The organism is Limosilactobacillus walteri (assembly GCF_014830205.1).
Lineage (GTDB): Bacteria > Bacillota > Bacilli > Lactobacillales > Lactobacillaceae > Limosilactobacillus > Limosilactobacillus walteri.
On the sequence record NZ_QORN01000007.1, the window covers coordinates 15,946 to 42,542 of the forward strand.

26 protein-coding genes, 1 riboswitch and 1 other annotated feature are annotated in these 26,597 nt (G+C 41.3%); of the genes, 24 read left to right on the plus strand and 2 right to left on the minus strand.

All coding sequences use genetic code 11. From position 1 onward, the window contains the following. Window positions 1-10: 10 nt before the first annotated feature. The 17 genes from ftsZ to DTK66_RS02470 all read left to right on the plus strand — a co-directional run bounded on the left by ftsZ (window position 11) and on the right by DTK66_RS02470 (window position 16,360). Entirely contained in the window at window positions 11-1,258 is a 1,248-nt protein-coding gene (gene ftsZ / locus DTK66_RS02390) for a cell division protein FtsZ (RefSeq protein ID WP_153930180.1), read from the plus strand. Window positions 1,259-1,332: 74 nt separating this feature from the next. Further along, window positions 1,333-1,752, plus strand: a complete 420-nt coding sequence (locus DTK66_RS02395) for a cell division protein SepF (protein WP_153930181.1) — start codon at window positions 1,333-1,335, stop codon at window positions 1,750-1,752. Between the two features lie 18 nt (window positions 1,753-1,770). Then, entirely contained in the window at window positions 1,771-2,031 is a 261-nt protein-coding gene (locus tag DTK66_RS02400; protein ID WP_153930182.1) for a YggT family protein, read from the plus strand. A 20-nt stretch (window positions 2,032-2,051) separates the two neighbouring features. After that, complete coding sequence (locus DTK66_RS02405; protein WP_153930183.1) at window positions 2,052-2,837, plus strand: YlmH family RNA-binding protein; 786 nt, start codon at window positions 2,052-2,054, stop codon at window positions 2,835-2,837. 21 nt (window positions 2,838-2,858) lie between these two features. Then, window positions 2,859-3,611, plus strand: coding sequence for a DivIVA domain-containing protein (locus tag DTK66_RS02410; RefSeq protein WP_191667671.1), 753 nt, complete (start codon window positions 2,859-2,861; stop codon window positions 3,609-3,611). Between the two features lie 20 nt (window positions 3,612-3,631). After that, window positions 3,632-3,856: a binding site (T-box leader), on the plus strand. 55 nt (window positions 3,857-3,911) lie between these two features. Continuing rightward, window positions 3,912-6,707, plus strand: coding sequence for an isoleucine--tRNA ligase (gene ileS, locus DTK66_RS02415; protein WP_191667672.1), 2,796 nt, complete (start codon window positions 3,912-3,914; stop codon window positions 6,705-6,707). Window positions 6,708-6,820: 113 nt separating this feature from the next. Beyond that, window positions 6,821-7,024, plus strand: coding sequence for a cold-shock protein (locus DTK66_RS02420; protein WP_153930186.1), 204 nt, complete (start codon window positions 6,821-6,823; stop codon window positions 7,022-7,024). A 21-nt stretch (window positions 7,025-7,045) separates the two neighbouring features. Then, window positions 7,046-7,597, plus strand: a complete 552-nt coding sequence (locus tag DTK66_RS02425) for an NUDIX hydrolase (RefSeq protein WP_191667673.1) — start codon at window positions 7,046-7,048, stop codon at window positions 7,595-7,597. Beyond that, a complete protein-coding gene (locus DTK66_RS02430) occupies window positions 7,590-7,859 on the plus strand; it encodes a hypothetical protein (protein ID WP_191667674.1) in 270 nt (89 codons plus the stop codon). Before DTK66_RS02425 ends, DTK66_RS02430 begins: the two co-directional genes overlap by 8 nt. Window positions 7,860-7,871: 12 nt before the next feature. After that, window positions 7,872-8,567, plus strand: a complete 696-nt coding sequence (locus DTK66_RS02435) for a 5'-methylthioadenosine/adenosylhomocysteine nucleosidase (RefSeq protein ID WP_191667675.1) — start codon at window positions 7,872-7,874, stop codon at window positions 8,565-8,567. An 18-nt stretch (window positions 8,568-8,585) separates the two neighbouring features. After that, window positions 8,586-9,740 (plus strand): cysteine desulfurase family protein, encoded by a 1,155-nt coding sequence (locus DTK66_RS02440; protein WP_191667676.1) that lies wholly within the window; start codon window positions 8,586-8,588, stop codon window positions 9,738-9,740. Window position 9,741: 1 nt separating this feature from the next. Next, window positions 9,742-10,080, plus strand: coding sequence for a DUF1831 domain-containing protein (locus tag DTK66_RS02445; protein ID WP_153930189.1), 339 nt, complete (start codon window positions 9,742-9,744; stop codon window positions 10,078-10,080). A gap of 107 nt (window positions 10,081-10,187) precedes the next feature. Continuing rightward, window positions 10,188-11,321: a tRNA 2-thiouridine(34) synthase MnmA gene (mnmA, locus tag DTK66_RS02450; RefSeq protein WP_153930190.1), complete on the plus strand. Its 1,134-nt coding sequence runs from the start codon at window positions 10,188-10,190 to the stop codon at window positions 11,319-11,321. A 134-nt stretch (window positions 11,322-11,455) separates the two neighbouring features. Further along, window positions 11,456-12,112 carry a histidine phosphatase family protein gene (locus DTK66_RS02455; protein ID WP_153930191.1) on the plus strand — a complete coding sequence of 219 codons (657 nt, stop codon included), beginning with the start codon at window positions 11,456-11,458 and terminating at the stop codon, window positions 12,110-12,112. A gap of 12 nt (window positions 12,113-12,124) precedes the next feature. Then, window positions 12,125-12,808 (plus strand): tetratricopeptide repeat protein, encoded by a 684-nt coding sequence (locus tag DTK66_RS02460; protein WP_153930192.1) that lies wholly within the window; start codon window positions 12,125-12,127, stop codon window positions 12,806-12,808. A gap of 21 nt (window positions 12,809-12,829) precedes the next feature. Then, entirely contained in the window at window positions 12,830-15,316 is a 2,487-nt protein-coding gene (gene recD2, locus DTK66_RS02465) for an SF1B family DNA helicase RecD2 (protein WP_191667677.1), read from the plus strand. Between the two features lie 69 nt (window positions 15,317-15,385). Beyond that, on the plus strand, window positions 15,386-16,360 hold the full coding sequence (locus DTK66_RS02470; protein ID WP_153930194.1) for a ribose-phosphate diphosphokinase: 975 nt from the start codon (window positions 15,386-15,388) through the stop codon (window positions 16,358-16,360). A gap of 134 nt (window positions 16,361-16,494) precedes the next feature. Here DTK66_RS02470 and dapF read toward each other — a convergent pair whose 3' ends face one another. Both dapF and DTK66_RS02480 read right to left on the minus strand, forming a co-directional pair. Then, entirely contained in the window at window positions 16,495-17,484 is a 990-nt protein-coding gene (gene dapF / locus DTK66_RS02475; protein WP_191667678.1) for a diaminopimelate epimerase, read from the minus strand. 10 nt (window positions 17,485-17,494) lie between these two features. After that, the gene (locus DTK66_RS02480) at window positions 17,495-18,853 is read right to left on the minus strand and encodes an aspartate kinase (RefSeq protein WP_191667679.1); all 1,359 of its coding nucleotides are present in this window, start codon (window positions 18,851-18,853) and stop codon (window positions 17,495-17,497) included. A gap of 205 nt (window positions 18,854-19,058) precedes the next feature. Continuing rightward, window positions 19,059-19,238: riboswitch (Lysine riboswitch) on the plus strand. Between the two features lie 93 nt (window positions 19,239-19,331). Here DTK66_RS02480 and lysA point away from each other — a divergent pair. The 7 genes from lysA to DTK66_RS02515 are packed head-to-tail and all read left to right on the plus strand — an operon-like array spanning window position 19,332 to window position 26,547. Then, the gene (gene lysA, locus DTK66_RS02485; protein ID WP_191667680.1) at window positions 19,332-20,642 is read left to right on the plus strand and encodes a diaminopimelate decarboxylase; all 1,311 of its coding nucleotides are present in this window, start codon (window positions 19,332-19,334) and stop codon (window positions 20,640-20,642) included. A 35-nt stretch (window positions 20,643-20,677) separates the two neighbouring features. Beyond that, the gene (gene dapD / locus DTK66_RS02490) at window positions 20,678-21,388 is read left to right on the plus strand and encodes a 2,3,4,5-tetrahydropyridine-2,6-dicarboxylate N-acetyltransferase (RefSeq protein WP_191667681.1); all 711 of its coding nucleotides are present in this window, start codon (window positions 20,678-20,680) and stop codon (window positions 21,386-21,388) included. Window positions 21,389-21,393: 5 nt separating this feature from the next. Beyond that, on the plus strand, window positions 21,394-22,542 hold the full coding sequence (locus tag DTK66_RS02495; protein ID WP_191667682.1) for an N-acetyldiaminopimelate deacetylase: 1,149 nt from the start codon (window positions 21,394-21,396) through the stop codon (window positions 22,540-22,542). A 24-nt stretch (window positions 22,543-22,566) separates the two neighbouring features. Continuing rightward, window positions 22,567-23,490 (plus strand): 4-hydroxy-tetrahydrodipicolinate synthase, encoded by a 924-nt coding sequence (dapA, locus tag DTK66_RS02500; protein ID WP_191667683.1) that lies wholly within the window; start codon window positions 22,567-22,569, stop codon window positions 23,488-23,490. 3 nt (window positions 23,491-23,493) lie between these two features. Further along, on the plus strand, window positions 23,494-24,273 hold the full coding sequence (gene dapB / locus DTK66_RS02505; RefSeq protein WP_191667702.1) for a 4-hydroxy-tetrahydrodipicolinate reductase: 780 nt from the start codon (window positions 23,494-23,496) through the stop codon (window positions 24,271-24,273). A gap of 11 nt (window positions 24,274-24,284) precedes the next feature. After that, entirely contained in the window at window positions 24,285-25,469 is a 1,185-nt protein-coding gene (locus DTK66_RS02510) for an aminotransferase class I/II-fold pyridoxal phosphate-dependent enzyme (RefSeq protein ID WP_191667684.1), read from the plus strand. Window positions 25,470-25,488: 19 nt separating this feature from the next. Continuing rightward, on the plus strand, window positions 25,489-26,547 hold the full coding sequence (locus DTK66_RS02515; protein ID WP_191667685.1) for an aspartate-semialdehyde dehydrogenase: 1,059 nt from the start codon (window positions 25,489-25,491) through the stop codon (window positions 26,545-26,547). Window positions 26,548-26,597 lie beyond the last annotated feature (50 nt).

Consider the following 26,597-nt stretch of genomic DNA (forward strand, 5'->3'; position numbering starts at 1 on the left):
GAATACTGCTATGGATAATGAAACGATCACTACTGAAAACCAATTTGCGGAAGCACGAATCAAGGTAATTGGTGTCGGTGGTGGTGGCGGTAATGCCGTCAACCGAATGATTGCAGAAAAGGTGCAAGGGGTTGACTTTATCGTTGCCAATACTGATTTACAGGCACTAAATAATTCAGAAGCTGCAACAAAAATTCGTCTTGGACCTAAATTAACAAAGGGTCTTGGCGCAGGATCTAACCCTGAAGTAGGAGAAAAAGCCGCTCAGGAAAGTGAAGAACAAATCAAAAAGGCACTTGAAGGGGCTGATATGGTCTTCATTACTGCTGGTATGGGTGGTGGTACCGGTACTGGTGCTGCACCAGTTGTTGCTAAGCTTGCCAAGGACAGTGGCGCTTTAACAGTGGGTGTTGTTACTCGTCCATTCTCATTTGAAGGACCACGGCGTGCACGTTACGCTGCTGAGGGTCTTGAAAAGTTAAAGGCTAACGTTGATACTTTAATTATCGTTGCTAATAACCGTTTACTTGAGATGATTGATAAAAAGACGCCGATGATGGAAGCTTTTAAGGAAGCTGATAATGTTCTTCGTCAAGGTGTCCAAGGTATTTCTGACTTGATTGTTACCCCTGGATACATCAATCTTGACTTTGCTGACATTAAGACATTAATGTCTAACCAAGGATCAGCTTTAATGGGTGTTGGTTCCTCAACTGGTGAGAACCGGGCTACCGAGGCAACAAAGAAGGCTATTTCTTCTCCATTGCTTGAAGTTTCAATTGACGGGGCACAACATGTTTTAATGGATATTACTGGTGGCAAGGACCTCTCAATGTTTGAAGCTCAAGAAGCATCTGATGTTATTAAACAAGCTGCTGGTACCAACGTTGATATTTCATTTGGTATGTCATTAAATGAATCATTAGGTGATGAAGTACGAGTTACTGTTATTGCAACTGGAATTGATAAGAAAAAGAAGATTCAACAACAAAAACCAGCAGAAAATGATGCACCACGAGTAACGCGTCCAGTTCAACGGGAAGAACAGCCTATTGAACAACCTAAACAACGGGATCCTTTTGATGGCTGGAATGATCCGACAGCAGATTCCAGTAATCAATCACAAAATTCTGACAACGAGTTCTCACATGTTACTAAGCCAGAATTCAATGTATTTAACGATGATGCGGCTAATACGGATGACAATGATGATACTAACTTATCGACTCCACCGTTCTTCAAGAATCGTCGTAAGTAAATAACTTAAGTAAAGGGTGGATCAATATATCCGCCTTTTTGCGTCTATCTAATTTAATTAAGGAGGCAATCACAATGGCAGCAAACTTTCTAAAAAGCTTGTTTGGGGATGAAGATATTGATGAACAAGAAAACTATTATGAGTCAACTGATCAAAGCAATATAACTCCTACAAATTCTAATAATAAAATTGTGCCGATTAATAGCGGACGAGTAAACCAGCTGAGCCAAATTTCATTATATGAGCCACGATTATATGCTGATGTAAAACAAATCGCTTCGCAGTTACTTGATGGTCATGCCGTAATTGTTAATTTTACCCAAATGGATTCTAGTGTTGCAGCGCGGCTTGTTGATTTCTTGAATGGTACTGTTTTCGCAATTGATGGCGAGATGAAACGTATTGGCAAGGAAATTTTCTTATGTACGCCTAAAAATTATGAAATATCAGGTAATTTAACAAGTAATTTAAAAAATGATGGTGACAAATTTTAGTCACTAAAAGGAGTTTATATGATCGCATTTTTATTGTGGGCTCTTTATCAATTGGTGGATGCTTATATTTTAGTAATCATCGTTTGGTGTATTATGTCGTGGTTTCCTAACGCGCGTAATTCACGTTTAGGCGACATTATTAATCGATTGGTAGAGCCATATATGCACTGGTTTGACTTTATTCCACCAATTGGAGGAATCAGTTTTGCTCCGATGGTCGCTATTTTAGTTTTATATTTTGTTCAAGCTGGTCTAGCACATATTTCAGCAATCCTTTAGTAATCTAAGCGAGGAATATTTTGAACGAGCATAATATTAAACAACATTTTCGCGCGGAGGAAGCTCCGCTTATTGATCAGGCAAATGATTGGATTGCTACTGCTGAAGGTCAATATCGGCCAATCTTAACTCCTTTTTTGAATCCGCGTGAACGTTTTATTGTCCAAACGATTGTTAATCGTAATAACAATGTTAAAATAAAAATGTATGGTGGTTGGCAAGGCGCAGAAATGCAACGAGTTTTAATTTATCCGCCTTATTATGAACCCTCTATAGATGATTTTGCCTTACAGGTTTTAGAGGTTAATTATCCTGCTAAATTTTCAGAACTTCATCATCGTCAAATTATGGGGACATTGATTGGTGAAGGACTTGAACGTAGCGCATTCGGGGATATTTTAACTGATGGGCTACGGTGGCAAGTCATTGTGACTAAAACGATGGCTGAGTATTTACGCAAAAACGTAGATCATGTGGGCCGAATAAAAGTTAAATGGCTGCCAGTTGCACCCGAAGCAGTAGTAGTACCGCTTGAAGAATGGACACCGCTAGTAACAACTGTTTCTTCTTTGCGATTAGATGTAGTTGTAGCAGCGGGGTTTAATTATTCACGGAACCGAGCAAAACAATTAATAGAGCATGGTCAAGTTCGATTAAATTGGGAGGAAGTAAATCGCCCAGATTATCAAGTTGTGGTACATGATTTGATTTCTGTTCGACATGGTGGCCGCCTGCGGATCGATATGACCAATGGAAAAACAAAAAAAGATAAAGAAAGAATTACCATTTCAATTGTAAATGCGTAATTTGAATGGAGGAATTTACTCATGAGTTTGACGGTTGATCAAATTAACAATAAACAATTTAATACAAAGATGCGTGGTTACAATCCTGAAGAAGTTCAAGAATTTCTTCAAGAAGTTTCACAGACTGTTCAGCAATTAATAACCGAAAATAATAATTTACAAGAACAAGTTCGGGCAAATGATAGTAAGATTAAATACTTTGCTGACTTAAAGGACTCTTTGAACAAGTCTATTTTAGTTGCCCAAGAAGCTGCTGATAAGGTAAAGAATAATGCTAAACGGGAAGCCGATATCATGATCCGTGAAGCGCAAAAGCAGGCTACTGATATTGTTTCTGAGGCTAATGATAAATCTAATCAGGTTATTGAAGACGCAGCAAACTCAACTAAGAAGTTGACCAGTGAGACTAATGACCTTCGCAAGCAAACCCGAATCTTCCGTCAGCGTCTCCAAGTAATGCTTGAATCCCAATTAGAAGTAATTAAGAGCAACGAGTGGGACAAGCTTTTGGAAAATGATGATTTGAGTAAATATGATGAAATTGAAAAAATTTTGGGAAGTCGTCTTGACAGCAGTTCTACAACCAGTGTAGAATCAACTGCAACAACTTCTAGTGAAGAACCAGTTGCTCAACCAGCACAACCTACTGCAACGACTACGGAGTCAACAGAACAACCAGTAGAAGATGCAGCAGCGGAACAACCAACTGATAATAGTAATGATGGTTCTAATTCACCTGAAACGGTTGTTGTCTTTCCAGATAGCAACAAGTAGGACACTAGAAACGTATTTTAATAAAATCGCTGATAAGAAGTGGAATAGCTATAATAACACCAAAGCGAGTCAACAGATGGTGAGAGGTTGATGATGTTTAGTTATTTCTGATCATCTTGGAGTACCTTATCTGATCGATCCAGTAGGATAAGGCGGGTCATTACCGTTAAAAATGATTTGAGGAAACTTTAATATATTTAAAGTTTTGAATCCGGGTGGTACCGCGAAAAAGCTTCGTCCCAGTATAGGGAGGAAGCTTTTTTATTATTAAAATACGAGTTAATGAAAGGGGTAATTACAATGCGTGTCAAAGATACATTAAACCTTGGCCGGACAAAATTTCCAATGCGTGGAAAATTACCGGTGACAGAAGCGCAACGGGAACAGCTATGGGAAGAAAATAAAGTTTACGAATTACGACAAAAATTGAATGAGGGTAAGCCAACCTTTGTCCTTCACGATGGTCCTCCATATGCAAATGGGAATATTCACATTGGTCATGCGATGAATAAGATTTCAAAGGACTTTATTGTTCGCTATAAGTCAATGGCTGGGTTCCGAGCACCTTATGTTCCGGGATGGGATACTCACGGATTACCAATTGAACACCAATTAACAAAATCGGGCTATGATCGGAAAAAGATGAGTTTAACAGAATTCCGTGACTTATGTCGCGAATACGCATTAAAGCAAGTTGATAAGCAGCGGACCGACTTTAAGCGTTTAGGTGTCAGTGGCGAATGGGATCATCCGTACCTTACTCTTGATAAAGAATTCGAAGCAGCTCAGATTCGGGTATTTGGTGAGTTTGCAAAGAAGGGCCTGTTATACCAAGCTAAAAAGCCAGTATACTGGTCTTGGTCTTCTGAATCTGCCTTGGCAGAAGCTGAAGTTGAATACCATGATGTTGTTGCTAAGACCGCCTTCTTTGCCGAACAAGTTAAGGATGGTAAGGAACGTTTAGACAATAATACATATATGGTTGTTTGGACTACTACTCCATGGACCGTGCCTGCTTCAGAAGCGGTGGCGGTTAATCCTAAATTTGATTATTCCGTTGTAAAGCCTGCCAATGATGATCGGAAATTTGTTGTTGCAACAGATCTCCTTGAAAAGTTAGCTGAAAAACTTGGCTGGGAAGATTATGAAGTTGTTGATCACCTTGCTGGTCAAGAACTTGAAGGAATGACAACTCAGCACCCATACCTTGACCGTGACCTTTTAGTGGGATTAGCTGATTATGTTACAGCCGATGCGGGGACTGGTTTAGTCCACACCGCTCCTGGTTATGGTGATGATGACTACAACTTTGGGAAGAAATATGATTTGCCAATTTTTGCCCCAATCAATGATCAAGGGGTATTAACGAAAGAAAACGGTGACGGCTTTGACGGTGTATTCTACCAAGATGCTGATGACGTTTCTCTTCAAAAGTTAGAAGAGAATAATGCTTTACTTCTTCAAGAACCGCTTCAACACAGTTATCCATTTGACTGGCGGACAAAGAAGCCAATTATTTTCCGTGCAACTGATCAATGGTTTGTTTCAATTGAAAAAATGCGACAAAACATTTTAGATGCGCTTGAAGATGTGAAGTACCATCCTGAATGGGGGAAGGTTCGTCTTCGTAACATGATTAAGGACCGTGGTGATTGGGTAATTTCCCGTCAACGGGTTTGGGGTGTACCGTTACCGGTGTTCTACGCTGAAGATGGCACGCCAATTATGGAAGAAGAAACAATTAACCACGTTGCTGACTTATTTGCAAAGTACGGTTCGAATGTTTGGTTTGAACGGGATGCCAAGGACCTCTTGCCTGAAGGATATACTAATGAACATTCACCAAATGGTAAGTTCACTAAGGAAACTGACATTATGGATGTTTGGTTTGATTCTGGTTCTTCACATCAAGGTGTCTTAGCGGAACGTGATTACCTAACGTATCCAGCCGACCTGTATCTTGAAGGATCTGACCAATACCGTGGTTGGTTCAATTCTAGTTTGATCACAAGTGTTGTTTGTTCTGGTCATGCCCCATATAAGGAAATCGTTTCTCAAGGATTTACGCTTGATAAGCGTGGCAACAAGATGAGCAAGTCCCAAGGAAATGTTATTGATCCTAACAAGGTTGTTCAACAAATGGGGGCAGAAATTATTCGCTTATGGGTAATGAGTGCTGATACTTCTGCTGATGTACGGGTTTCAATGGGAACTTTCCAACAGATCTCGGAAGCTTATCGGAAGTTGCGAAATACATTCCGCTTCTTGCTAGCTAATACTGCTGATTTTAATTCAGAAGAAGATACTGTGTCGTATGAAAAACTCCAATCAGTTGACAAATACATGTTGGTTAAACTCAATCATTTCTTAAAGAAGATGCGGGAAGACTTTGATAATTATGACTTCCTAAATGCTTACAAACTTTTAATCAACTTTGTTAACAATGACCTTTCTGCTTTCTACATGAATATTGCCAAGGATGTTCTTTACATTGAAGCAGAAAATTCTGAAGCTCGTCGTTCAATGCAAACGGTCTTCTATGATATCTTATTAACATTAGTTAAGTTGCTTACCCCAATTCTTCCTCACACGACTGAAGAAGTTTGGAGTTACATGAATGAGCCAGAAGACTTTGTTCAACTAACAGAAATTCCAGATCCACGGTCTTTTGACGGTGAAGAGGAATTATTGAGCAAGTGGGATGAATTTATGGAAATTCGGTCACACGTACTCAAGAGTCTTGAAGAAGCACGGAATGCAAAATTGATTGGTAAATCGCTTGAAGCTCAAGTCGACCTTTACTTAACGGCTAGTCAAAAGCAACTGCTTGATAGTCTTAATGAAAATGTTCAATTGCTACTCGGTGTTTCTGCTCTTCATGAACATTCGGCTGATGATGTTCCAGCTGATGCTGATCAATATAATGACGGTGTTGCTGTTAAGGTTACAACTGCAAAGGGCGAGACCTGTGCTCGTTGTCGAATGGTTAAAGAAGATGTTGGCAGCGATCCGGCTTATCCTGAACTATGTGCTCGGTGTGCAGCAATTGTTCGTGAAAACTTCCCTGAAACAGTTGATGAGGGCTTGGAAAACTAATAATATCTAAAAATTAGCGGTTTTCGTTAACCGGTAAATGACAATTATTTTTAAGCGGTGTAAAATACCAAGTGACGCTTGTTGCTTGGTATTTTATTTTGGAGTTGGTAGAAATGCTCAAAGGAAAAGTAAAGAGTTTTGATGAACAAAAGGGATGGGGCTTTATTACCGTTCCCCATGAAGGTGAGATTTTTGTTCATTATAGTGGAATCGAAGGAACGAGACATCGCATTCTTCATCCAGGTGAAGAAGTTTCGCTTGTGATTGTCCAGGGACAAAAGGGACCACAAGCAGCCCATGTACGGGTATTAAAATAAAGAAAAGAATGAGGAGATAAGATGGATTTTGCAGAACGGCTAATAAGTAGCAAGACAGTTTTTCATGGACATTTGATTGACATTGAAGTCCAACAAGTTATGACGCCTACTGGTAAAAAGGCACAGCGGGAAATCGTCCACCATGCCCCAGCAATTGCAATCTTGGCGCTTACGGATGACAACAAGATGATCCTTGAAAAGCAGTGGCGGGCCCCAATTGCAAATACAACTTTAGAAATTCCGGCAGGAAAGTTAGATCAACGTGACGCTAATGATGCAGTTCATGCAGCCAAACGGGAATTGAATGAAGAAACACGATACGAAGCAACAAGTTTAAAGAAGATTTCTTCGTTTTATACATCTATTGGGTGCATGGATGAGTATATGACCCTTTACTTAGCCACCGGTTTGAAACGAGTTACTCATGAATTACCCCAAGACCAAGATGAACGCTTAGCTTTACGTGAAGTTACTTTACCGAAAGCATTAGAGATGATTGATCTTGGTGAAATAGAAGATGCCAAGACAATTATGGCAATTTATTATTGGCAAGGAATGAATAAACGTGGATAATAGACAACCTCAAGATGGACAACAATCAAGAATGTCGCGGAGTCAATATCGCCAGCAGCAACGCGAAGCTGAACAACAACCGGTACAAGAACCGCGTCAAGAGTCTGCTCAGCCTTATAGTCGGGAGGCGGCTGCTAACCAACGGCATGAAGAAAGTGTTGTCGAAAAGACGAATCGCTTAAAAAGGCGCTTAAATATAACCATCATTGCCTTGGTTGCAGCAATTATTATTGTTTACCTAATACTATTTTATGTTGGATAAAGGAGAAAAATTATGCGATTTGGAATTATTTGTGCGATGCCAGAAGAAATTAAGGAATTAACCGCAAAATTAGCGGACCGTCAAGAAAAGAAGATCGGCGGAAAAACTTATTTATTTGGTAAGATTAGCAATCAAGAAGTAGTCCTAGTAGAATCGGGAATTGGCAAAGTTGAAGCAGGAATCACAACCGAACATTTAATTACGGATTGTGATGCAGATGTAGTAATTAATTCAGGATCTGCTGGTGGTATTGGTGAAGGTCTCCATGTGGGGGATGTTGTTATTTCAACTGAAACAGCATACCACGATGTTGACGCAACAGCATTTAATTATCGTTATGGGCAGTTACCAGGGAAAGAACCACGCTTTAAAGCCTCCTCTCAATGGGGAACTGCATTAGAAAAAGCTGGTGAAAAGACCGGATTAAATGTTAAGCGGGGCTTAATTGTCTCGGGTGACCAGTTTATAGCTAGTTCGGCTGCTATTGAAGAAATCTTAAACCACTTTCCAGATGCTCTATCAAGCGAAATGGAAGGAGCGGCGGTTGGTCAAGTAGCAACTGACCATCAAACCCCTTATGTTGTTGTACGAGCAATGTCAGATACTGGTGATGAAGATGCCGGGGTAAGCTTCGATGACTTTATCATTGATGCTGGTAAGCGTTCTGCAAATATGCTGCTCCAGCTTTTTGCGGATTTAGATAAGTAAACGGAAGGATGAAGTTTTGTGAGTGAGATTTATTTGGATAATGCGGCAACAACACCAATGACGCCAGTGGTAATTGATGAAATGATCAAGCAAATGAAAGAGTCGTGGGGCAATGCCTCAACTGGGTATTCATTTGGCCGGCATGCTAAATTGGTGATGGAAGATAGTCGTCATGTGATAGCGCAAAGTATTAATGCTGCTGATAATGAGATTATTTTCACCAGTGGAGGAACTGAAAGTGATAATACCGCGATTATCCAAACCGCCTTTAAACGGCAAAATCTTGGTAAACATATTATTACTACAGCGGTTGAACATGAAGCTGTCCTCAAGCCGCTTCACTTTTTAGCAGAGCATGGCTTTGAAGTGACTTACTTACCAGTAGATGAAAATGGTAACATCTCAATTGATGATTTTAAGGCCGCTCTCCGTGACGATACAATTCTTGTTACGATAATGATGGAAAATAATGAAGTTGGTAGCCAAATGCCGATTCACGAAATCGGCGAGATTTTAAAAGATCACCAGGCATGGTTCCATACCGATGCAGTGCAAGCATACGGGTTAATGCCGATTGATGTTAAGGCAGATCATATTGATATGTTGTCGACTTCAGCCCATAAAATTAACGGGCCGAAGATGATTGGCTTCTTATACCGCCGTGATGGCATAAGCTTCCCTAGTTTTATTAAGGGTGGCGACCAGGAAACAAAGCGCCGTGCTGGAACAGAGAATGTTCCCGGGATTGCTGCTTTTGCCAAGGCGGTAGAATTGAATACATCGGCAGTTAAAAAAGAACGTCGTAACCGTTATTACGATTTTAAACAAAAGATTGTGCGGGCACTTGAAGAAAATAATATCGATTTTGCAGTAAATGGTTTAATTAATCAGACGCATGTACTGAACTTATGGTTTAAGGGAATTTCAACCTATGTTATGCAAACGGATCTTGATCTTGCAGGTATTGCGGTTTCTGGCGGTTCCGCTTGTACAGCTGGAAGCATTGAGCCTTCTCATGTTTTAACTGCCATGTTTGGCGCTGATAGTCCGCGAATTAGTGAATCTATTCGTGTTAGCTTTGGAGCGTTAAATACTGAGCAAGATATTGATCAATTAATTAAGACGGTTATTAAGACGACCCAAAAGCTAAAGCAGATTAACGGAGAGGATTAAAATGGATTTTACAAAGACGGTACAAATTACTGGTGATAAGGATAAATATACGCTAAGCCCTGCAGTGAAAAAATATGCTTTGCTCGATCTTGGCTTTGAGCAGACGAAACGCGGTAACTATGAGTATCTTGGCAGTCTTGATACTAATAACCCTTTCAAACCGGTTGCACGAATTAGAATCCTAATTAATGGCGATCTTAATGGATTTAAAATGGAGACGCTATCTGGGAATGGTTTACGGAAGATTAACATTTTTAATCATCAACGAGCAGCTGAATTTGTTCAACAGTATCACTATATTTTAGATGAGATGGTTGACCGGCAAATTTTTACTAAATAAAAACCGTGCAGGGGTAATAATACTTTGGTACAATGGTTATCACTGGATGCATGCGACCTTCACTCGTAGATTATTCCAGAATCTATACGAAATGATGGTGATAATTCATGACTGATAATAGTCATACACGTGTTGTAGTTGGAATGAGCGGTGGTGTTGATTCATCAGTAACTGCTTTGCTCTTAAAGCGCCAGGGATATGATGTCGTTGGCGTTTTTATGAAAAATTGGGACGATACAGACGAAAATGGCGTTTGTACTGCCACGGAAGACTACAAGGATGTAGCAAAAGTTGCTTCTAAGATTGGGATTCCATATTATTCCGTTAACTTTGAAAAGGAATATTGGGACCGGGTCTTCAAATATTTCATTGCTGAATATAAGAAGGGACGGACGCCTAATCCTGACGTTATTTGTAACAAAGAAATTAAGTTTAAAGCGTTTATCGATTATGCTAATCAACTAGGGGCAGATTATGTTGCCACTGGTCATTATGCTGATGTTAAACGTGATGAAAATGGCCGAATGCACTTAATGCGGGCTAAGGATCAGCATAAGGATCAAACTTACTTTTTAAGTCAGCTTGATTACAAACAGCTTGATAAGGTAATGTTTCCACTAGCGGGATATACTAAGCCTGAGATTCGCCAAATTGCCGAAGAGGCCGGGTTGGCTACTGCAAAAAAGAAAGATTCAGTTGGTATTTGCTTTATTGGTGAAGATGGCCATTTTCGTGAATTCCTAAGTCAGTATATTCCAGCCCAACCAGGAAATATGGAGACCCTTGATGGTAAAGTTGTTGGCCACCATATGGGATTAATGTATTATACGATTGGTCAACGGCGCGGCCTTGGCCTTGGGGGTAATAAAGAAAGCAACGAGCCTTGGTTTGTAATTGGGAAAGACATGAGCAAGAATGTCCTTTACGTTGGTCAGGGATACCACAATGACCACCTATACGCTACTCATCTTGAAGCAAGTGATATCCATTGGGTTGATGATGTTGTTAGTCGTTACGGTCGTGATTTTCACTGTACAGCAAAATTCCGTTACCGCCAGACTGATGTTGGGGTGACCGTCCACCTTGCTGCTGATGATAAAAAAGTGACAGTTGAATTTGACGATCCAGCCCGCGCGATTACTCCAGGGCAAGCAGTTGTCTTTTACGATGGACCAGAATGTCTTGGCAGCGCAATAATTGATCGTGCTTACAGTCATGATCGGCAACTTCAATACGTTTAATTCATATTTTAAATTTAAGAAGGCAAGAGTATTTGAAAACTTTTGCCTTCTTAAATATACATAATTAATAATTCTGTGATAAACAATTGCCCCAAACTCTGGTAAGATAGTAAATAAAAGGAGCAACGACAGAGATGACAAAAGTTTACTTAATCCGGCATGGAAAAACACAATGGAATTTAGAGTCTCGCTATCAGGGTGCCAATGGAGACTCGCCACTATTAAAAAACAGTTATCGTGAGATTGAGCTGTTAGCAGACTCTTTACAAAGCGTCCCTTTCGTGCATGCATACACTAGTCCATTAAAGCGTGCCCAGGTAACTGCGCAGACATTATTAAGTCACTTAAATCAAGAAATCCCATTGACAATTGATAGTCGCTTAAAAGAATTTAACCTTGGTAAAATGGAAGGGATGCATTTTGAAGACGTCGCAGCAAAATGGCCGGAAGTTCTCAAAAACTTTCGTCATCATCCTGATAAGTATGATGAATCGCTTGTTGCAGGAGAGAGTTTTGCTGCTGTGATTGCTCGTTTTCGCGCGGCAATTGAAGAATTTTGCCGGCAGTATCCAGCAGGTAATATTTTGATTGTCTCTCATGGTGCCGCACTAAACGCAGCCATCAATGCTTTAATTGGAACGCCACTTGCCCACTTAAAAGATCGAGGCGGCTTGAGCAATACTTCAACGACGATTTTAACAACTAATGATGCTAAAACTTTTGAACTTGAAAAATGGAATGATACATCATACCTTCATAAAAATAAGGTTGATCCAACTGATACTATATAAGAGGTGATATTAATGACAGATAAGACGGATTTTCGTGACCCAAAGAAAAAGGAGACTGAAAAATTAGTCCACAAGTTAGTAGAAGCAATTGATGAACACCCAGATCGAGTTAACAATTACTATGATCTTGGTTCTTTGCTGACACGGTTAAATGATTATCAACAAGCAGAAGAACTGTTCATGAAAGCTCTTGGTATTTTTGAAGCAAAGGGCGATCAGACCGCGATGAACCTCTTAAACTATGGGCTTGGCAACCTTTATTATGAAGTTGGCAAGGTAAATGAAGCAATCAAACTTTACAATAAGATTGATGATCCTAAGCTCAAAGCTGATTCTTATTTAATGATGGCTCAAAGCTACATGAAAAAGGGGCAACATAAGCAGGCCGTGGCGTACGGCCTAACAGCTCATGAACTACGGGCAGATGATCCTGAAATCAATCAGGTAATTGGTGACTCATTATTAGCGCTTGGTGAATTTAAAAAAGCCAAGGAGTACTATGATGTAATCTTAAAGCGTCACCCAGGCCGGGCTGATACACAATTTAACCGAGGAATTGTAGCAATGGTACTTGGTGAGCCTTATAAAGACTATCTTGCCCAAGCTAAGCAGCTAGATCTCAACTATTATCATAAGAGTGAGGAACGGTTAAATGATATTGAAAAGACCCTTCGCGCAACTCAAAATAAAGATTAGCAACGAGAAAGGATGACTTCTATGGCTGAAGAAATCGACCTATTTAAGACGCCAACGGAGCCGTCTTTTTTTATTGGTCAAGTCCAATCAGAAATTTTTAGTAGCCCAGATTCATTTTTTAAGGTTTTGATTGTTTCCGTTGAAGAAGCAAACTTTGACTGGCATGAACCAGAGATTACAGTTACGGGGAGTCTCGGGGAACTTAGCGATGATCAAACATACCGTTTCGAGGGAAAAATAATTGAACACCCGCGGTATGGTCAGCAGTTTCAAGCAACTTCATACAGTGTTAACCGGCCTACAAGTAAGGAAGGCCTAATTGACTTTCTGTCTGGTAAGCAGTTTGAAGGAATTGGAAAGAAAACTGCTGAAAAAATTGTCAGTGAACTAGGAACAGATGCTATTGATAAAATCATCGCTGATCCGCATGTCCTTGACAAACTGAAGCTGCGAAAGGCAGTTAAATCTTCGCTTATTGATAATCTTCGTGCAAATCAAGGGATGGATCAGATTATCATTGGTTTAAATGATTTAGGCTTTGGCGCTAACCTTAGTAGTGCAATCTTTGATAAATACGGTGAAGAAACTTTGCATATCATCAATGAAAATCCCTACCAGCTTGCGACAGAAATTGATGGAATAAGTTTTAAGCGGGCTGATCAAGTTGCCAAGCGGCTTGAAGTTCCCGCAGATGATCCGCGGCGAATTGATGCCGCAATTGTTCAAACCCTTGATGACTTAACGATGGAAACTGGGGATACTTATACAACTACCCGACCCTTGCTTCAACAAACAATTCAGCTATTAGCACAAGGAAGCGGTGGTCAAGTGTCAACGGATGCCGTGACTGCCCGAATTGTTGAATTAGAAAAAAATCAAGGAATCCGATATGCGGATAAAAAAGTTTATCCCACGTCCCTCTACAATGCTGAATGGCAGATTGCTGACCATTTACATCGGTTGTTGACGGTTGAACCCGATAACTTACCAGCTGAAACAGTTGAAAAAACAGTTGCTAAGGTTGCTGATCAGTCGGGGATTACCTATGATAAAATTCAAAAAGAAGCAATCAAAATGGCTTTGACTAGTAAGGTCATGTTATTAACAGGGGGACCGGGGACGGGAAAGACAACGATTATTAAGGGAATTGTAGCTAGCTATGCTAAAATCCATAATATATCCCTTGACGTTGATGAGTATAAAGAGAAAGCTTTTCCCGTGCTGCTAGCAGCCCCAACTGGCCGGGCAGCTAAAAGAATGAGTGAAGCAACTGATCTTCCAGCAAGTACGATTCACCGGCTCTTAGGTCTCAACGGACGGGAGATGCCGACTGATCTTAATGGTCGGGATTTAGAAGGATCGCTGTTAATTATTGATGAAATGTCAATGGTTGATACGCTGTTGTTCAAGACGTTAATTCAGGCAGTTCCAACATCTATGCATGTTGTCCTAGTTGGTGATAAGGATCAGCTACCTTCAGTAGGCCCAGGACAGGTTTTTCATGATTTACTTGATTTTGCCGAATTACCAAAAGTCGAGTTAACTAATATCCACCGTCAGTCTGCTGACTCAACGATAATTCCGTTAGCCCATGCAATTAAACAGGGGAACCTACCGCCAGATCTGACTAATAAATTGGCAGACCGGTCGTTTATTTCCTGTCATGCAAACCAAGTGCCAAGCGTTGTCCAGCAAATTATTGATTTATCAAAAAAACGAGACTATTCGGCAAATGATATTCAAATTCTGGCACCAATGTACCGTGGTCAAGCAGGGATTGACCGCCTGAACGAACTTGCCCAGCAAGCTTATAATCCACCCGCTACCGGGAAGCAAGAGGTTGATTTTCGCGGGCAAATTTTCCGTGTTGGTGATAAGGTTTTGCAACTAGTAAATGTTCCTGAAAAAAATATTTTTAATGGTGATATTGGCCGAATTACGGCAATTGAGAGTAATAAAATAGGCGGAAAACGTAATGAATCGATCACCGTTGATTATGACGGCAATGAAGTTTCATATAGTCGGATGGAGTGGAACCAATTACGGTTAGCATATTGTATTTCTATTCATAAGGCTCAGGGAAGCCAATTTAAAATGGTTCTCTTGCCGATTGTACAGCAGTTTAGCCGGATGCTTCAACGTAATCTGCTGTACACGGCAATCACCCGAGCAGCAGAAAAATTAGTCTTAATTGGCGAGCCGTATGCGGTAGTGACGAGTGTAAAAAATGAAGCTGTTAACCGTAATACATCCTTAGTAGATCGCCTTAATAGGGTTTGGGCGCGGCACAATGAGTTAACCACGCCGCTTGAACAGGATAAAGAATTATTATCAAATGATTTAACGGAAGCCAACAATAATGAATTTGCAAAGACTTCAGAACCACCAGCCCAGCCGACTACTCCTCGTCAGTATATTTTGACTGCTGAGCTAATTAATTCAAATAAAATTGACCCGCTCATTGGAATGGAAAATATTAGTTTGCAAAGTTTTCATCAAGTCAAATAATACTTGATTGAATGAGCATTTGTTGTCATAATAGTTATGATTATTGTCGAACTTTAAAGGAGTACAAAAATGACCCAGATTAAAAATGCCGATAATGTGCGTCTATTTTCATTAAATTCAAATCCGCAACTAGCTGACCAGATTGCTAAACGAGTAGGAATTCCATTAAGTCAGGCGTCGATTAGCCATTTTGCTGATGGTGAGATTAAGATTACTATCGATGAGAGTGTTCGTGGGTGCGAAGTGTATGTGATTCAGTCCGTTTCAGATCCTGTTAATACTAATTTGATGGAATTATTGATTATGGTTGATGCACTACGTCGTGCAAGTGCTGCTAAGATCAACGTGGTAATGCCTTATTATGGTTACGCCCGTCAAGACCGTAAAGCTCGTAGTCGGGAACCAATTACTGCTAAGCTAATTGCTAACCTTCTTGAGATGGATCAAATTAATCGATTAATAACAATTGATTTACATGCTCCTCAAGTTCAAGGTTTCTTTGATATTCCGGTCGACCACTTACAAGCAACAAGTTTGTTTACTAAGTACATTGAAGATCAAAACTTAGGGGATGATATTGTGGTGGTGGCCCCGGACCACGCAGGTGTAAATTTAGCACGTAAATTTGCGGAACGAATTAAGGCTTCGATTGCAATTATTGATAATCGTAATGATGAAGTTCGTGAGCGGGTAGATCAAGAAGTGCCGGAATATGTTATTGGTGATGTAAAGGATAAGACTGCGATTATCGTGGATGACATTGTTGATACTGGTATTCGGATGAAGCTCTCTGCGGAAGCACTAAAGAAGTTTGGTGCGGGTAAGATTTACGGCGTTGCTACCCATCCGGTACTATCAGCAGATGCAGTTAATACTTTAGAAAATTCCGCATTAGAAAAGATGATTGTAACCGATACGATTCATTTACCAAAAGAAAAGCAATTTTCAAAGTTAGTTCAGCTCTCAGTTGATGATTTGCTAGGAGAAGCGATCGTGCGGGTGCATAATAATCAATCAATTGATACGTTATTTAATCGTAAATAAGCAAAAAACTGCGTGATATTATCTATCCGTATTTTTCTTAGTTTTATTGGAAAAGCAAATAGGGTGTCAAAGTTCGGATTTCCGAGCTTTGACGCCCTATTTATATTCTAATTAGAAGAACAGAACAACCCTATTTATAGTTCTAGAATTGGCAAATTGTTGACAAAGTCATTGTATGCTTGTTGTTCATTAGTTTCTGCTGTATTAGTAATATCAAGATTAGCCTGATGAAGGTCATCTTCACTAATTTCAAGTTTGTGGGTAAAAGTAGCATTACCGATTAATTCAATCCAGTATTCGCCAGCATTATGATGGAGAATTGTCTTGACCATTCCGCCAGGGTTATAAACACTGATTGGTTCATTAAAGGTAACCATGTTTGGCTTAACAAGGGCAAACGCAAGACTGGTAGCAGACATTCCTGTACCACAGGCATTAGTAAAACCAACACCTCGTTCAAAGGTCTTGACAAAAAGGGCATTGTGACCAAGAACATGACCAAAGTTAACGTTAACTCCGTCACTGAAATAAGGGTTGTCGCTATTTAAGCGTGCCCCTAATTCGCCAAGGTCGGGACCATTTAATTCTTCCTTGCTAACAAAACTAATTAGGTGGGGGTTAGGAACCGCAAGGGCTGAGAATCGTAAACCCGGTAATAGTTCAGGGACAGGGGTGTCTAACAATCGATCATGACCTAAATTGTTATATGGGAGGGCATCTTTTTCAAAACGTACCGGGGAAATTTCCACGGCAAATGCGGGAACTCCGGGAGCTAATGCCTCATGTTTTCGTACATGGAGACTTGCGTTCATTGTGTCAACCTTAAAATCAGTTAGGCTATCACGTTCAGCAACATACCGCGCTACTGTCCGCAAGCCATTTCCACACATTGAGGCCTCACTCCCATCAGCGTTAATTATGCGCATTTGAGCAGCCGCACCAGCACGAACCGGTTTATTGACGACCAGAACACCGTCTGCACCGTCGAGAATATTATTTTGCGGGTCGGTAATCTTTTTAGTAAAAGCAACTAATTCTTCATCGGATAGTGGCTGTTGGAGTTTAGTCTGATCCAAAATAAAGAATGAATTTTGTGATCCATGTACTTTCAATAATTGTGCCATTAGTTTCCTCCTAATTTACAAAAAAGCGGTGGTAAATTGCTCGAACTGCATCGTCAGCATCTTCATCATAGGTCCCAATCATAATAGCAATACGGGATGCACCTTGATTAATCATTGGAACCGCAATATTTTTCTCCGCTAGTGGCATTAAAATATCATCGATTACGCCAGTTCGGTCACGCATTCCTTCACCGACAACCATTGTGATGGCATAATTATCAATCCATTCTAAGCAGTCAGGGTTAACTTCTTCTTGAATTTCGTTACAGATTATATCAACCAACTGGTCATCGATTGCGTTTCGATCAAGGATAATTGTAATATCATCAATCCCCGATGGCATATGTTCATATGATACATCATGTTTAGCTAAAATTTCCAGAATACGAAGGGTAAAACCTGCCTGTTTGTTAAGAAGATATTTATGAAGATAGAGGGCGGCAAAGTGTTTGCCGCTAACGACCCCAGTTACAATATCACTCGGTTGAAAGTCCTTATCTGGGACGATCATTGTGCCTGGCTTGTCGGGATCGTTAGTATTACGAACGTTAATTGGAATATTGCCTTGGATTGCTGGGATCAGGGCTTCATCATGAAAGACCGAGAACCCCGCATATGATAATTCTCTCATTTCGCGATAGGTCATCTTTGCGATTGGTTGAGGATGATCAACGACATGAGGGTTAGCAGAGTAGATTGCGTCAACATCAGTAAAGTTTTCATAAATTGAAGCATTGAGACCACGCGCTAAGATTGCACCAGTAATATCAGATCCTCCTCGCGAGAAGGTTGCGATGTGACCAGCGAGAGTTATGCCATAAAAACCAGGGAAAATTAATAACTCTGTATTACTATATGCAAAGTGGCTTAATGCAGAGTAAGTTTCAGGAATTACGCTTGCGTTATTAGGGGTTCCCGTAACAGTGATTCCTGCCTCGTTCGGGGTTACAAACCGTGCTTTATAACCCCGATGATTTAAGATAATGGCCATTAACTGGGCATTTAGACGTTCGCCATGGGCTTTAAAGGCAGCCATTAAGTAATTATTATTAGGGTAAGAATGGGCGGGTAATGACTGGAGCCGTTTTGCTAAGGGAGCTAATTTTTCGTTCGGTAAGTCAAAGTAATCAGCAATCTCCTGATAACGACTAAAAATTTGATCCACAATTGCTTGCGGATCATCACCCTTTATCACCGTATTAGCATATTTGATTAGTAAGTCAGTTACTTTGATGTCATCAGCAAAACGTTTTCCAGGGGCTGAGGTAACAATAACCCGTCGCTCGGGGTCGGCTGAAATAATATTAATCGCGTTTTCAAAGGCCTCCCCGTTTGCCAGAGAGCTACCACCAAACTTTACAACTTTCATGTTTGAAACTCCTTTAAGATAATTAGACTTGCTAATGTATCTCTTGAATAATTTAATCGAATTCTAACATATTCCGTGGGACTTGCAAGCCTTTTTAGTTTATAAACAAAGTAAATTGGTGGTTCTTACATCTAATAAATTAAAAAAAGTTTTTTGAATTTAATGAATCCTATTGACATTCTCATAAAAGACTTATAAGCTATGTATAAATCGAAGAGGCGCAACCGACACTAGTAGACTAATTTAGTTTGCCACACGATAAGGTTAGTTGAACAGGGAGGTTGCCGAAGCGCTTAATTTGGCACGATTAAGTAGCTGGGGCGTAGTTGAATAAGCTACGGACTGTCGCAGGACAATAAGAGCCTGCGTTGCGCTATCGACAAATCAGAATGGATAAGTGAATTCCACTGTTTGTTTGCGCAGACAGTGGATTTTTTTATGCGACCTCTTTGTAGTACATTTCATGGAGGAAATATAAATGAATGAACAAATAACTGATCAACAACTAAATGCAGCCGGGCACTTAACGATTGGAGGGTGTGATGCGTTAGAGCTTGCACAAGAATTTGGTACGCCGCTTGTTGTATATGATGTTCAGCAAATCCGCCAACAAATTCGAGCATTTAAGCGGGTGTTCGAGGAAAATAATGTTGATTATGCGGTTAGCTATGCAAGCAAAGCATTTGCTGCGATTGCAATGTATCAAGTCGTTGCAGCAGAAGGCGGTCATGCTGATGTAGTTTCAGGTGGTGAATTATATACCGCGCTTAAAGCCGGTTTTCCAATGACAAATGTCAGTTTTCACGGAAATAACAAGTCGCGGGAAGAATTAGTAATGGCGGTCGATCACCACGTGGGGACAATTATGATTGATAATTTCCATGAGATTGACTTACTAGCAGCAGTCTTAGAGGAGCGCAATGCTACGATCAATGTAATGTTACGGATTACGCCAGGAATTTCCGCTCATACTAATAAGTATATTCAAACTGGTCAGGTAGATAGCAAGTTTGGTTTTGACCTTCAATCAGGTCAGGCGGATGAAGCCCTAGCAAAGGTTCTTGCTAATCCGCGCATGAAGATGAAAGGACTTCATGCGCACATCGGCTCACAGATTTTTGAATTGGCAGGTTTCGAGGGGGTGGCTAAAAAATTAGTTGAAGTTGCTGCCCACTGGCAAGAAAAGTTTGCCTACCAAGCAGAGGTTATTAATGTGGGGGGCGGCTTTGGAATTCGCTATGTTAAGGATGATCACCCCCTTGCGCCCGAAGAATTTGTTGATGCAATTATCAAAGCAATCAAAAATGAGATTGAGCAAACAGGTCTTTCCATGCCGGCTATCTGGATTGAACCAGGCCGTTCAATTGCGGGACCAGCAGGATATAACCTATATACAGTTGGCTCCCGTAAAGATGTTCCAGGCTTGAAGCCGTATGTAACGGTTGATGGCGGAATGGGTGATAATATTCGGCCTGCTTTATATGAGGCCCAATATGAAACGGTTCTTGCTCGTGACCCGCAAGCTAAAACAATTGAACATGTTCGCTTAGCCGGAAAATATTGTGAATCTGGTGATATTTTAAGCCAAGATCAAGCGCTACCGGCAACCAAGCCAGGGGATGTCCTAGCAATGCTTGATACTGGTGCTTATGGCTATTCAATGGCTTCTAACTATAATCGAAATCCACGACCAGCAGTAGTCTTTGCGGAGAATGACAAAGCGCAAGTGGTAATTAAGCGGGAAACATTGGAAGACTTAATCCGCTTGGATGAACCCTACCAACAATAAAAAGGCATATATAAAGGAAGAAAGAGGTAAATAACATGGCAGAATTAGATGCACAAGCAATTATTAACTACATTAGTAACGCTCCCAAGAAGACTCCGGTAAAGGTATACATCAAGGGGGATTTAGCAGGACTCGAATTTCCTCAAGAGGTGGAAGCATTTGTTGAACAGCATACTGGTGTTCTCTTTGGGGATTGGACTATTATTGAGCCGTTCTTGCAGAAGGAGACAACAGCAATTGAATCCTACCACGTTGAAAACGATGCGCGTAATTCCGCCGTTCCGTTGCTTGACCTTAAAAATATTAATGCACGGATTGAGCCAGGAGCCATTATCCGGGATAAGGTTTTAATCGGCGACAATGCTGTAATCATGATGGGAGCAACGATTAATATTGGTGCCGAAATTGGAGCTGATTCGATGATCGATATGGGCGCTGTCCTTGGCGGTCGGGCAATTGTTGGCCGTCATTGTCACATTGGTGCTGGAACAGTGCTTGCCGGGGTGGTCGAACCAGCCTCAGCGGAACCAGTCCGGATTGATGATAATGTCATGATTGGTGCGAATGCAGTTGTGATTGAAGGAGTCCATGTAGGTGAGGGCGCAGTTATTGCGGCAGGTGCCATTGTTACCCATGATGTAGCTCCCCATACGATGGTTGCTGGGGTTCCGGCTAAATTTATTAAGAATGTTGATGATCAGACTGCCGGTAAAACTGAATTAGAAGACGATTTGCGGAAGCTATAGGAGTGATGGGTATGTTAACAGAAGCAGAATTAATTACCATCCGGCGACACCTCCATCAAATTCCTGAATTAGCCCTTCATGAATTTGCAACTCACAAGTATTTAGAAGAAACGATTGCTAACTTTAATCAAGAATTCTTAGAAGTCCAGACACCTGAAGAATTACCAACGGCCTTAATGGTACTTGTGCATGGGCAACGTCCCCAACGAACCATTGGTTATCGGACCGATATTGATGCTTTACCAGTAGAAGAGCAAACTGGCCTGCCATACGCTTCAACTCACCCTGGAGTTATGCATGCTTGTGGTCATGATATTCATATGACAGTAGCACTGGGAGTATTGAATTACTTTAGTGAACACCAGCCCCAAGATAACCTGCTGTTCTTCTTTCAACCAGCTGAAGAAAGTGAGAATGGGGGGAAGCGAGCATATGAATTAGGTTTATTTACCGGGAAATGGCGTCCTGATGAATTTTATGGTTTGCATGATAATCCTGACCTACCAGCGGGGGCAATTGGCTGCCGTATGGGAACCCTATTTGCGGGAACCACGGAAGTTAATATTGACCTCAATGGTAAGGGTGGTCATGCAGCTTATCCTCAAGATGCCAATGATACTGTTGTTGCCGCTGCTTCCTTAATTTTACAGGTGCAAACTGTTATTTCACGAAGTATTGACCCGATTCAAAGCGGGGTAATCACGTTGGGAAAAATCGATGGTGGAACAATTCGTAATGTAATTGCTGGACATACCCGAATTGAAGGAACAATTCGCGGGTTGACACAGACAATGATTGAGACGATTGACCAGCGTTTAAGCGACCTTTGTGCAGGAATTGGTCGCAGCTTTAATATGGATGTCAACTTGGAACTCAACCAGGGCGGTTATTGGCCAGTTGAAAATAACCCTGAATTAACAAAAAGATTTATCCAATATATGGAAAAGACACCGACTGTTAACTTTATTGAAACTCAACCAGCAATGACTGGTGAAGACTTTGGTTACCTTTTAGCAAAGTTTCCGGGAACAATGTTTTGGCTGGGTGTTGATGATGATTCACAATTACATTCGGCGACCTTGACCCCTAATGAGGCAGCAATCAAACGCGGCGTGGATGCAATTACCGGCTTTTTAGAATATCGGATGCAGTAATTGGGTAGTAATGGAGGAAATAAAATGACAACATTAGAAAATGCAGACTTAATGACAGCAATCGTGACCCCCTTTGATGACGAAGGAAAGATTGATTTTGCCAGCCTTGAACGCTTAGCGAATTATTTAATTGAACATGGTAGCAATGGTTTTGTAATTGGCGGAACCACTGGTGAAACTCCGGAACTGACCCATGACGAAAAAATCGAACTTTACCAACGTTTTGGTGAAATAGTTCATGGCCGGGTTCCCGTTATTGCTGGGACAGGAAGTAATAATCCTGAAGAAACCATTGCTTTTACTAATGAAGTTGCGCAAATTAATGGAATTGACTATGCGTTAGTGGTAGTACCACCATATAACAAACCTAACCAACGGGGGATGGTGGCCCACTTTACAACGATTGCTGATAATGTAAACCTTCCAGTAATTATGTATAACATTCCAGGACGAACTGGTGTCAAGATGGCGCAGGAAACAGTTGTTAAATTATCTCACCATCCAAACATTGTTGCTGTCAAGCAGTGTGCGGCTCTTGAAGAATTAGAATATATCGTTGACCACCGCGACCCTAACTTTGCGGTCTTTACGGGGGAAGATGCCCAAGCGCTCACTGCACGGGTATTAGGTGCTAATGGTGTTATTTCAGTTGCTTCCCATAACTATGTCGACCAGATGCGGCAAATGTACGATGCCCTTTACCGCGGTGACTATCAAACAGCTGGTAAGTTGCAACGATGGTTAACGCCACGGATGGCAGCGCTCTTTATGTTCCCATCACCTTCGCCAGTTAAGGCCGTGTTAAACGCCCAAGGCTTCCAAGCAGGAGGTTGTCGATTACCAATTCTTCCGTTAAATGAAGATGAAAAGCGAGAACTAGAAGCAGCCTTATCACTGCCCGTTAATTCGTTAACTACGCAAAACTTACCGCTAAACTTGGGGGAATAAATGATGAAAAAAGTATTAATTGCCGGCGCCACGGGGGCAATGGGCCAAAAAGCTGTTGACCTTGTTAATTCGTTAGACGGATTTGAAATTACAGCCGCCCTTGCACCACACTTAACCACTGAAAATAAAGCTGACTATCACTTAGCTGCTGAAGTAAAAACTTACCAGCAACTAGCTGAAATTGACGATAATGTTGCTGATATTTGGATTGATTTTACATTGCCAAATGCGGTTTATGCAGATGTAAAATATGCTTTGGAACATGGGATGAAGCCAATTGTTGGGACAACCGGGCTGACTGATGATCAACAAGCTGAGTTGACCCAACTGAGCCGCGAGAAACGTGTTGGTGGTTTAATAGCTGCTAATTTTGGCATGTCAGCAGTCCTCTTGATGAAATTTGCGCAAGAAGCGGCAAAGTATTTCCCTGATGTTGAAATTATCGAAATGCACCATGGAGATAAGAAAGATGCACCGTCTGGGACAGCCTTAAGTACGGCTAAATTAATCGATCAAGTTCGACCGGCACATGAAACCAATCCTGCCGAAACGGAAAGCCTTCCAGGAGCCCGTGGTGGTGACTATCATGGAATCAAGATTCATGCGGTTCGTTTACCAGGATATATCGCTCATGAACAAGTTCTTTTTGGGGGCGATGGTGAAGCATTAACAATTCGCCAAGACTCATTTGACCGTCAATCATTTATGAACGGTGTCAAGGTTGCTTTAGAAAAGGTCGATCAACTGTCTGAACTCGTGATTGGACTTGAAAATATTCTATAGGAAGTGAAAAAATGCCAAAATTACAAGCTGAATTATCGACAGTAGTTAACAGCCGTCTCGCTGCTGTTCCACCAGCACAGATCCGGGCATTTGATGAGGAAATTTCAGCAATTCCTGGATTAGTGAAGCTAACGCTTGGTGAACCAGATTTTGCGGTGCCTGAACATGTTAAAGAAGCAGCGATTAACAGTATTAAAGATGATGATTCCCACTATTCTGCTAGTAAGGGTAAGATTGAACTGCGCCAAGCAATTAGTAAAGACCTGGAACGCAGCCGCCATGTTCACTATGATCCCGCAACTGAAATTGTGGTAACGGTTGGCGCAACCGAAGCAGTGACCGCGACAACCTTTGCAATGCTAAACCCCGGTGATAAGGTAATTATCCCGACTCCAGCATTTTCACTTTATTTTCCAAGCGTATCTTTAACCGGTGCTGAGCCAGTCAAGGTTGATACATCTGACGAGGGATTTTTACTCTCAGCGGAGCGGCTGGAAGAAGTATTAAAAAAGGAAGGAACAGCTGTCAAAGCGGTGTTGCTTAACTATCCTAACAACCCGACTGGACGATCTTATCGCAAAGAGGAATTAGAAGCGCTCGCCAAGGTAATTCAGAAACACCATCTTTATGCGATTGTTGATGAAATTTATAGCTCATTAATGTATGATCAGCCATTCCACTCGCTGGCAACCCTTTTACCAGAGCAGACCGTACTGATTAGCGGTTTATCAAAATCACATGCGATGACAGGATACCGGTTAGGATATGTTGCGGGCCCAGCTGACTTTATTGCAACAATGTCTAAGATGCATTCGTTTATGGTAACAGCGCCCAATGATACCGCCCAAGCAGCGGCAATTGAGGCGTTGGAAAATGGTAGTGATGACCCCCAAGTATTTAAGCAGGAGTACCGTCAGCGCCGAGATAAGCTTGCTAATGCAATGCGGAAAATGGGCTTTGAAATTGCTTTACCTGATGGGGCATTCTACATTTTTGCTAAGATTCCAGCACAATTTGGCGATGACGATATGGCATTTGCCCGGAAAGTTGCTCATGAAGCAAAAGTAGGAGTAATTCCTGGCAATGCGTTTGGCCCTGGTGGTGAAGGGCACATTCGCTTGTCGTATGCTGCAGCTGATGCAGTGATTGATACTGCAATTGAACGTTTACAAAATTTTATGAAGAATTTAGAGTAGGTTGAAAGAAGGAACTAAGATGAGTAAGGAATATAATGTCGCAATATTAGGTGCTACTGGGGCGGTCGGTACGCGGATGATTCAACAGCTAGAACAATCAACAATTCCGGTCAAGAGTGTTAAACTTCTAGCTTCTGCCAAGTCTGCGGGGAAAGTGCTCGCTTTTAACGGCGAACCTGTTACAGTTGAAGAAACAACGCCAGAATCATTTGATGGGGTTGATATCGTCCTATCATCTGCTGGTGGTTCAGTATCTAAGAAGTTCCTTCCTGAAGCAGTAAAGCGGGGGGCAGTTTGTGTTGACAATACGAGTGCCTTTCGGATGGAGCCTGATGTACCATTGGTGGTTCCAGAAGTAAATGAAGAAGCATTGAAGAATCACCATGGGATTGTTGCTAACCCTAATTGTTCGACGATTCAAATGGTGGTTGCTTTGGAGCCGATTCGGCAAGCTTTCGGGTTAAACCAAATTATCGTTTCTACTTATCAAGCCGCATCGGGTGCTGGGCAATCAGCACTGAATGAATTACGTCAAGAAGCGCAAGACTATCTTGATGGTAAGGATATACAAGCTGATGCTAATATTTTACCAACAAAGGGTGATAAGAAGCATTATCCGCTTGCTTTTAACCTTTTGCCGCAAATTGATGTCTTTGAAGATGACGGCTATTCCCACGAAGAATGGAAAATGATCCATGAAACAAAGAAGATTATGTTAAATGATATGAACGCCAAGGAGATTAAGGTGACTGCAACTTGTGTCCGGGTACCAGTCCCGATTGCTCATGGGGAGTCCGTCTACTTTACTGTTGATGATCCGTCAGTTACGGTTGACCAGTTGCGGGAAGTCTTGCAGAATGCTCCAGGAGTAGTTCTTCAAGATGATCCAGCGCACCAAATTTATCCTCAACCAATTAATGCCGTTGGTAAGCGTGATACTTTCGTTGGCCGGCTCCGTGCTGATGAAGAAAATCCAGGTTCCTTTAACATGTGGGTGGTTGCTGATAACTTACTAAAGGGGGCCGCTTGGAATACGGTTGAAAATGCAGAACGGTTAGTTGCAAATGGGTTAATTTAGAAAATTTATGCAAAGAGACTATGGTAGCTGTGACAGCGATAATAGTCTTT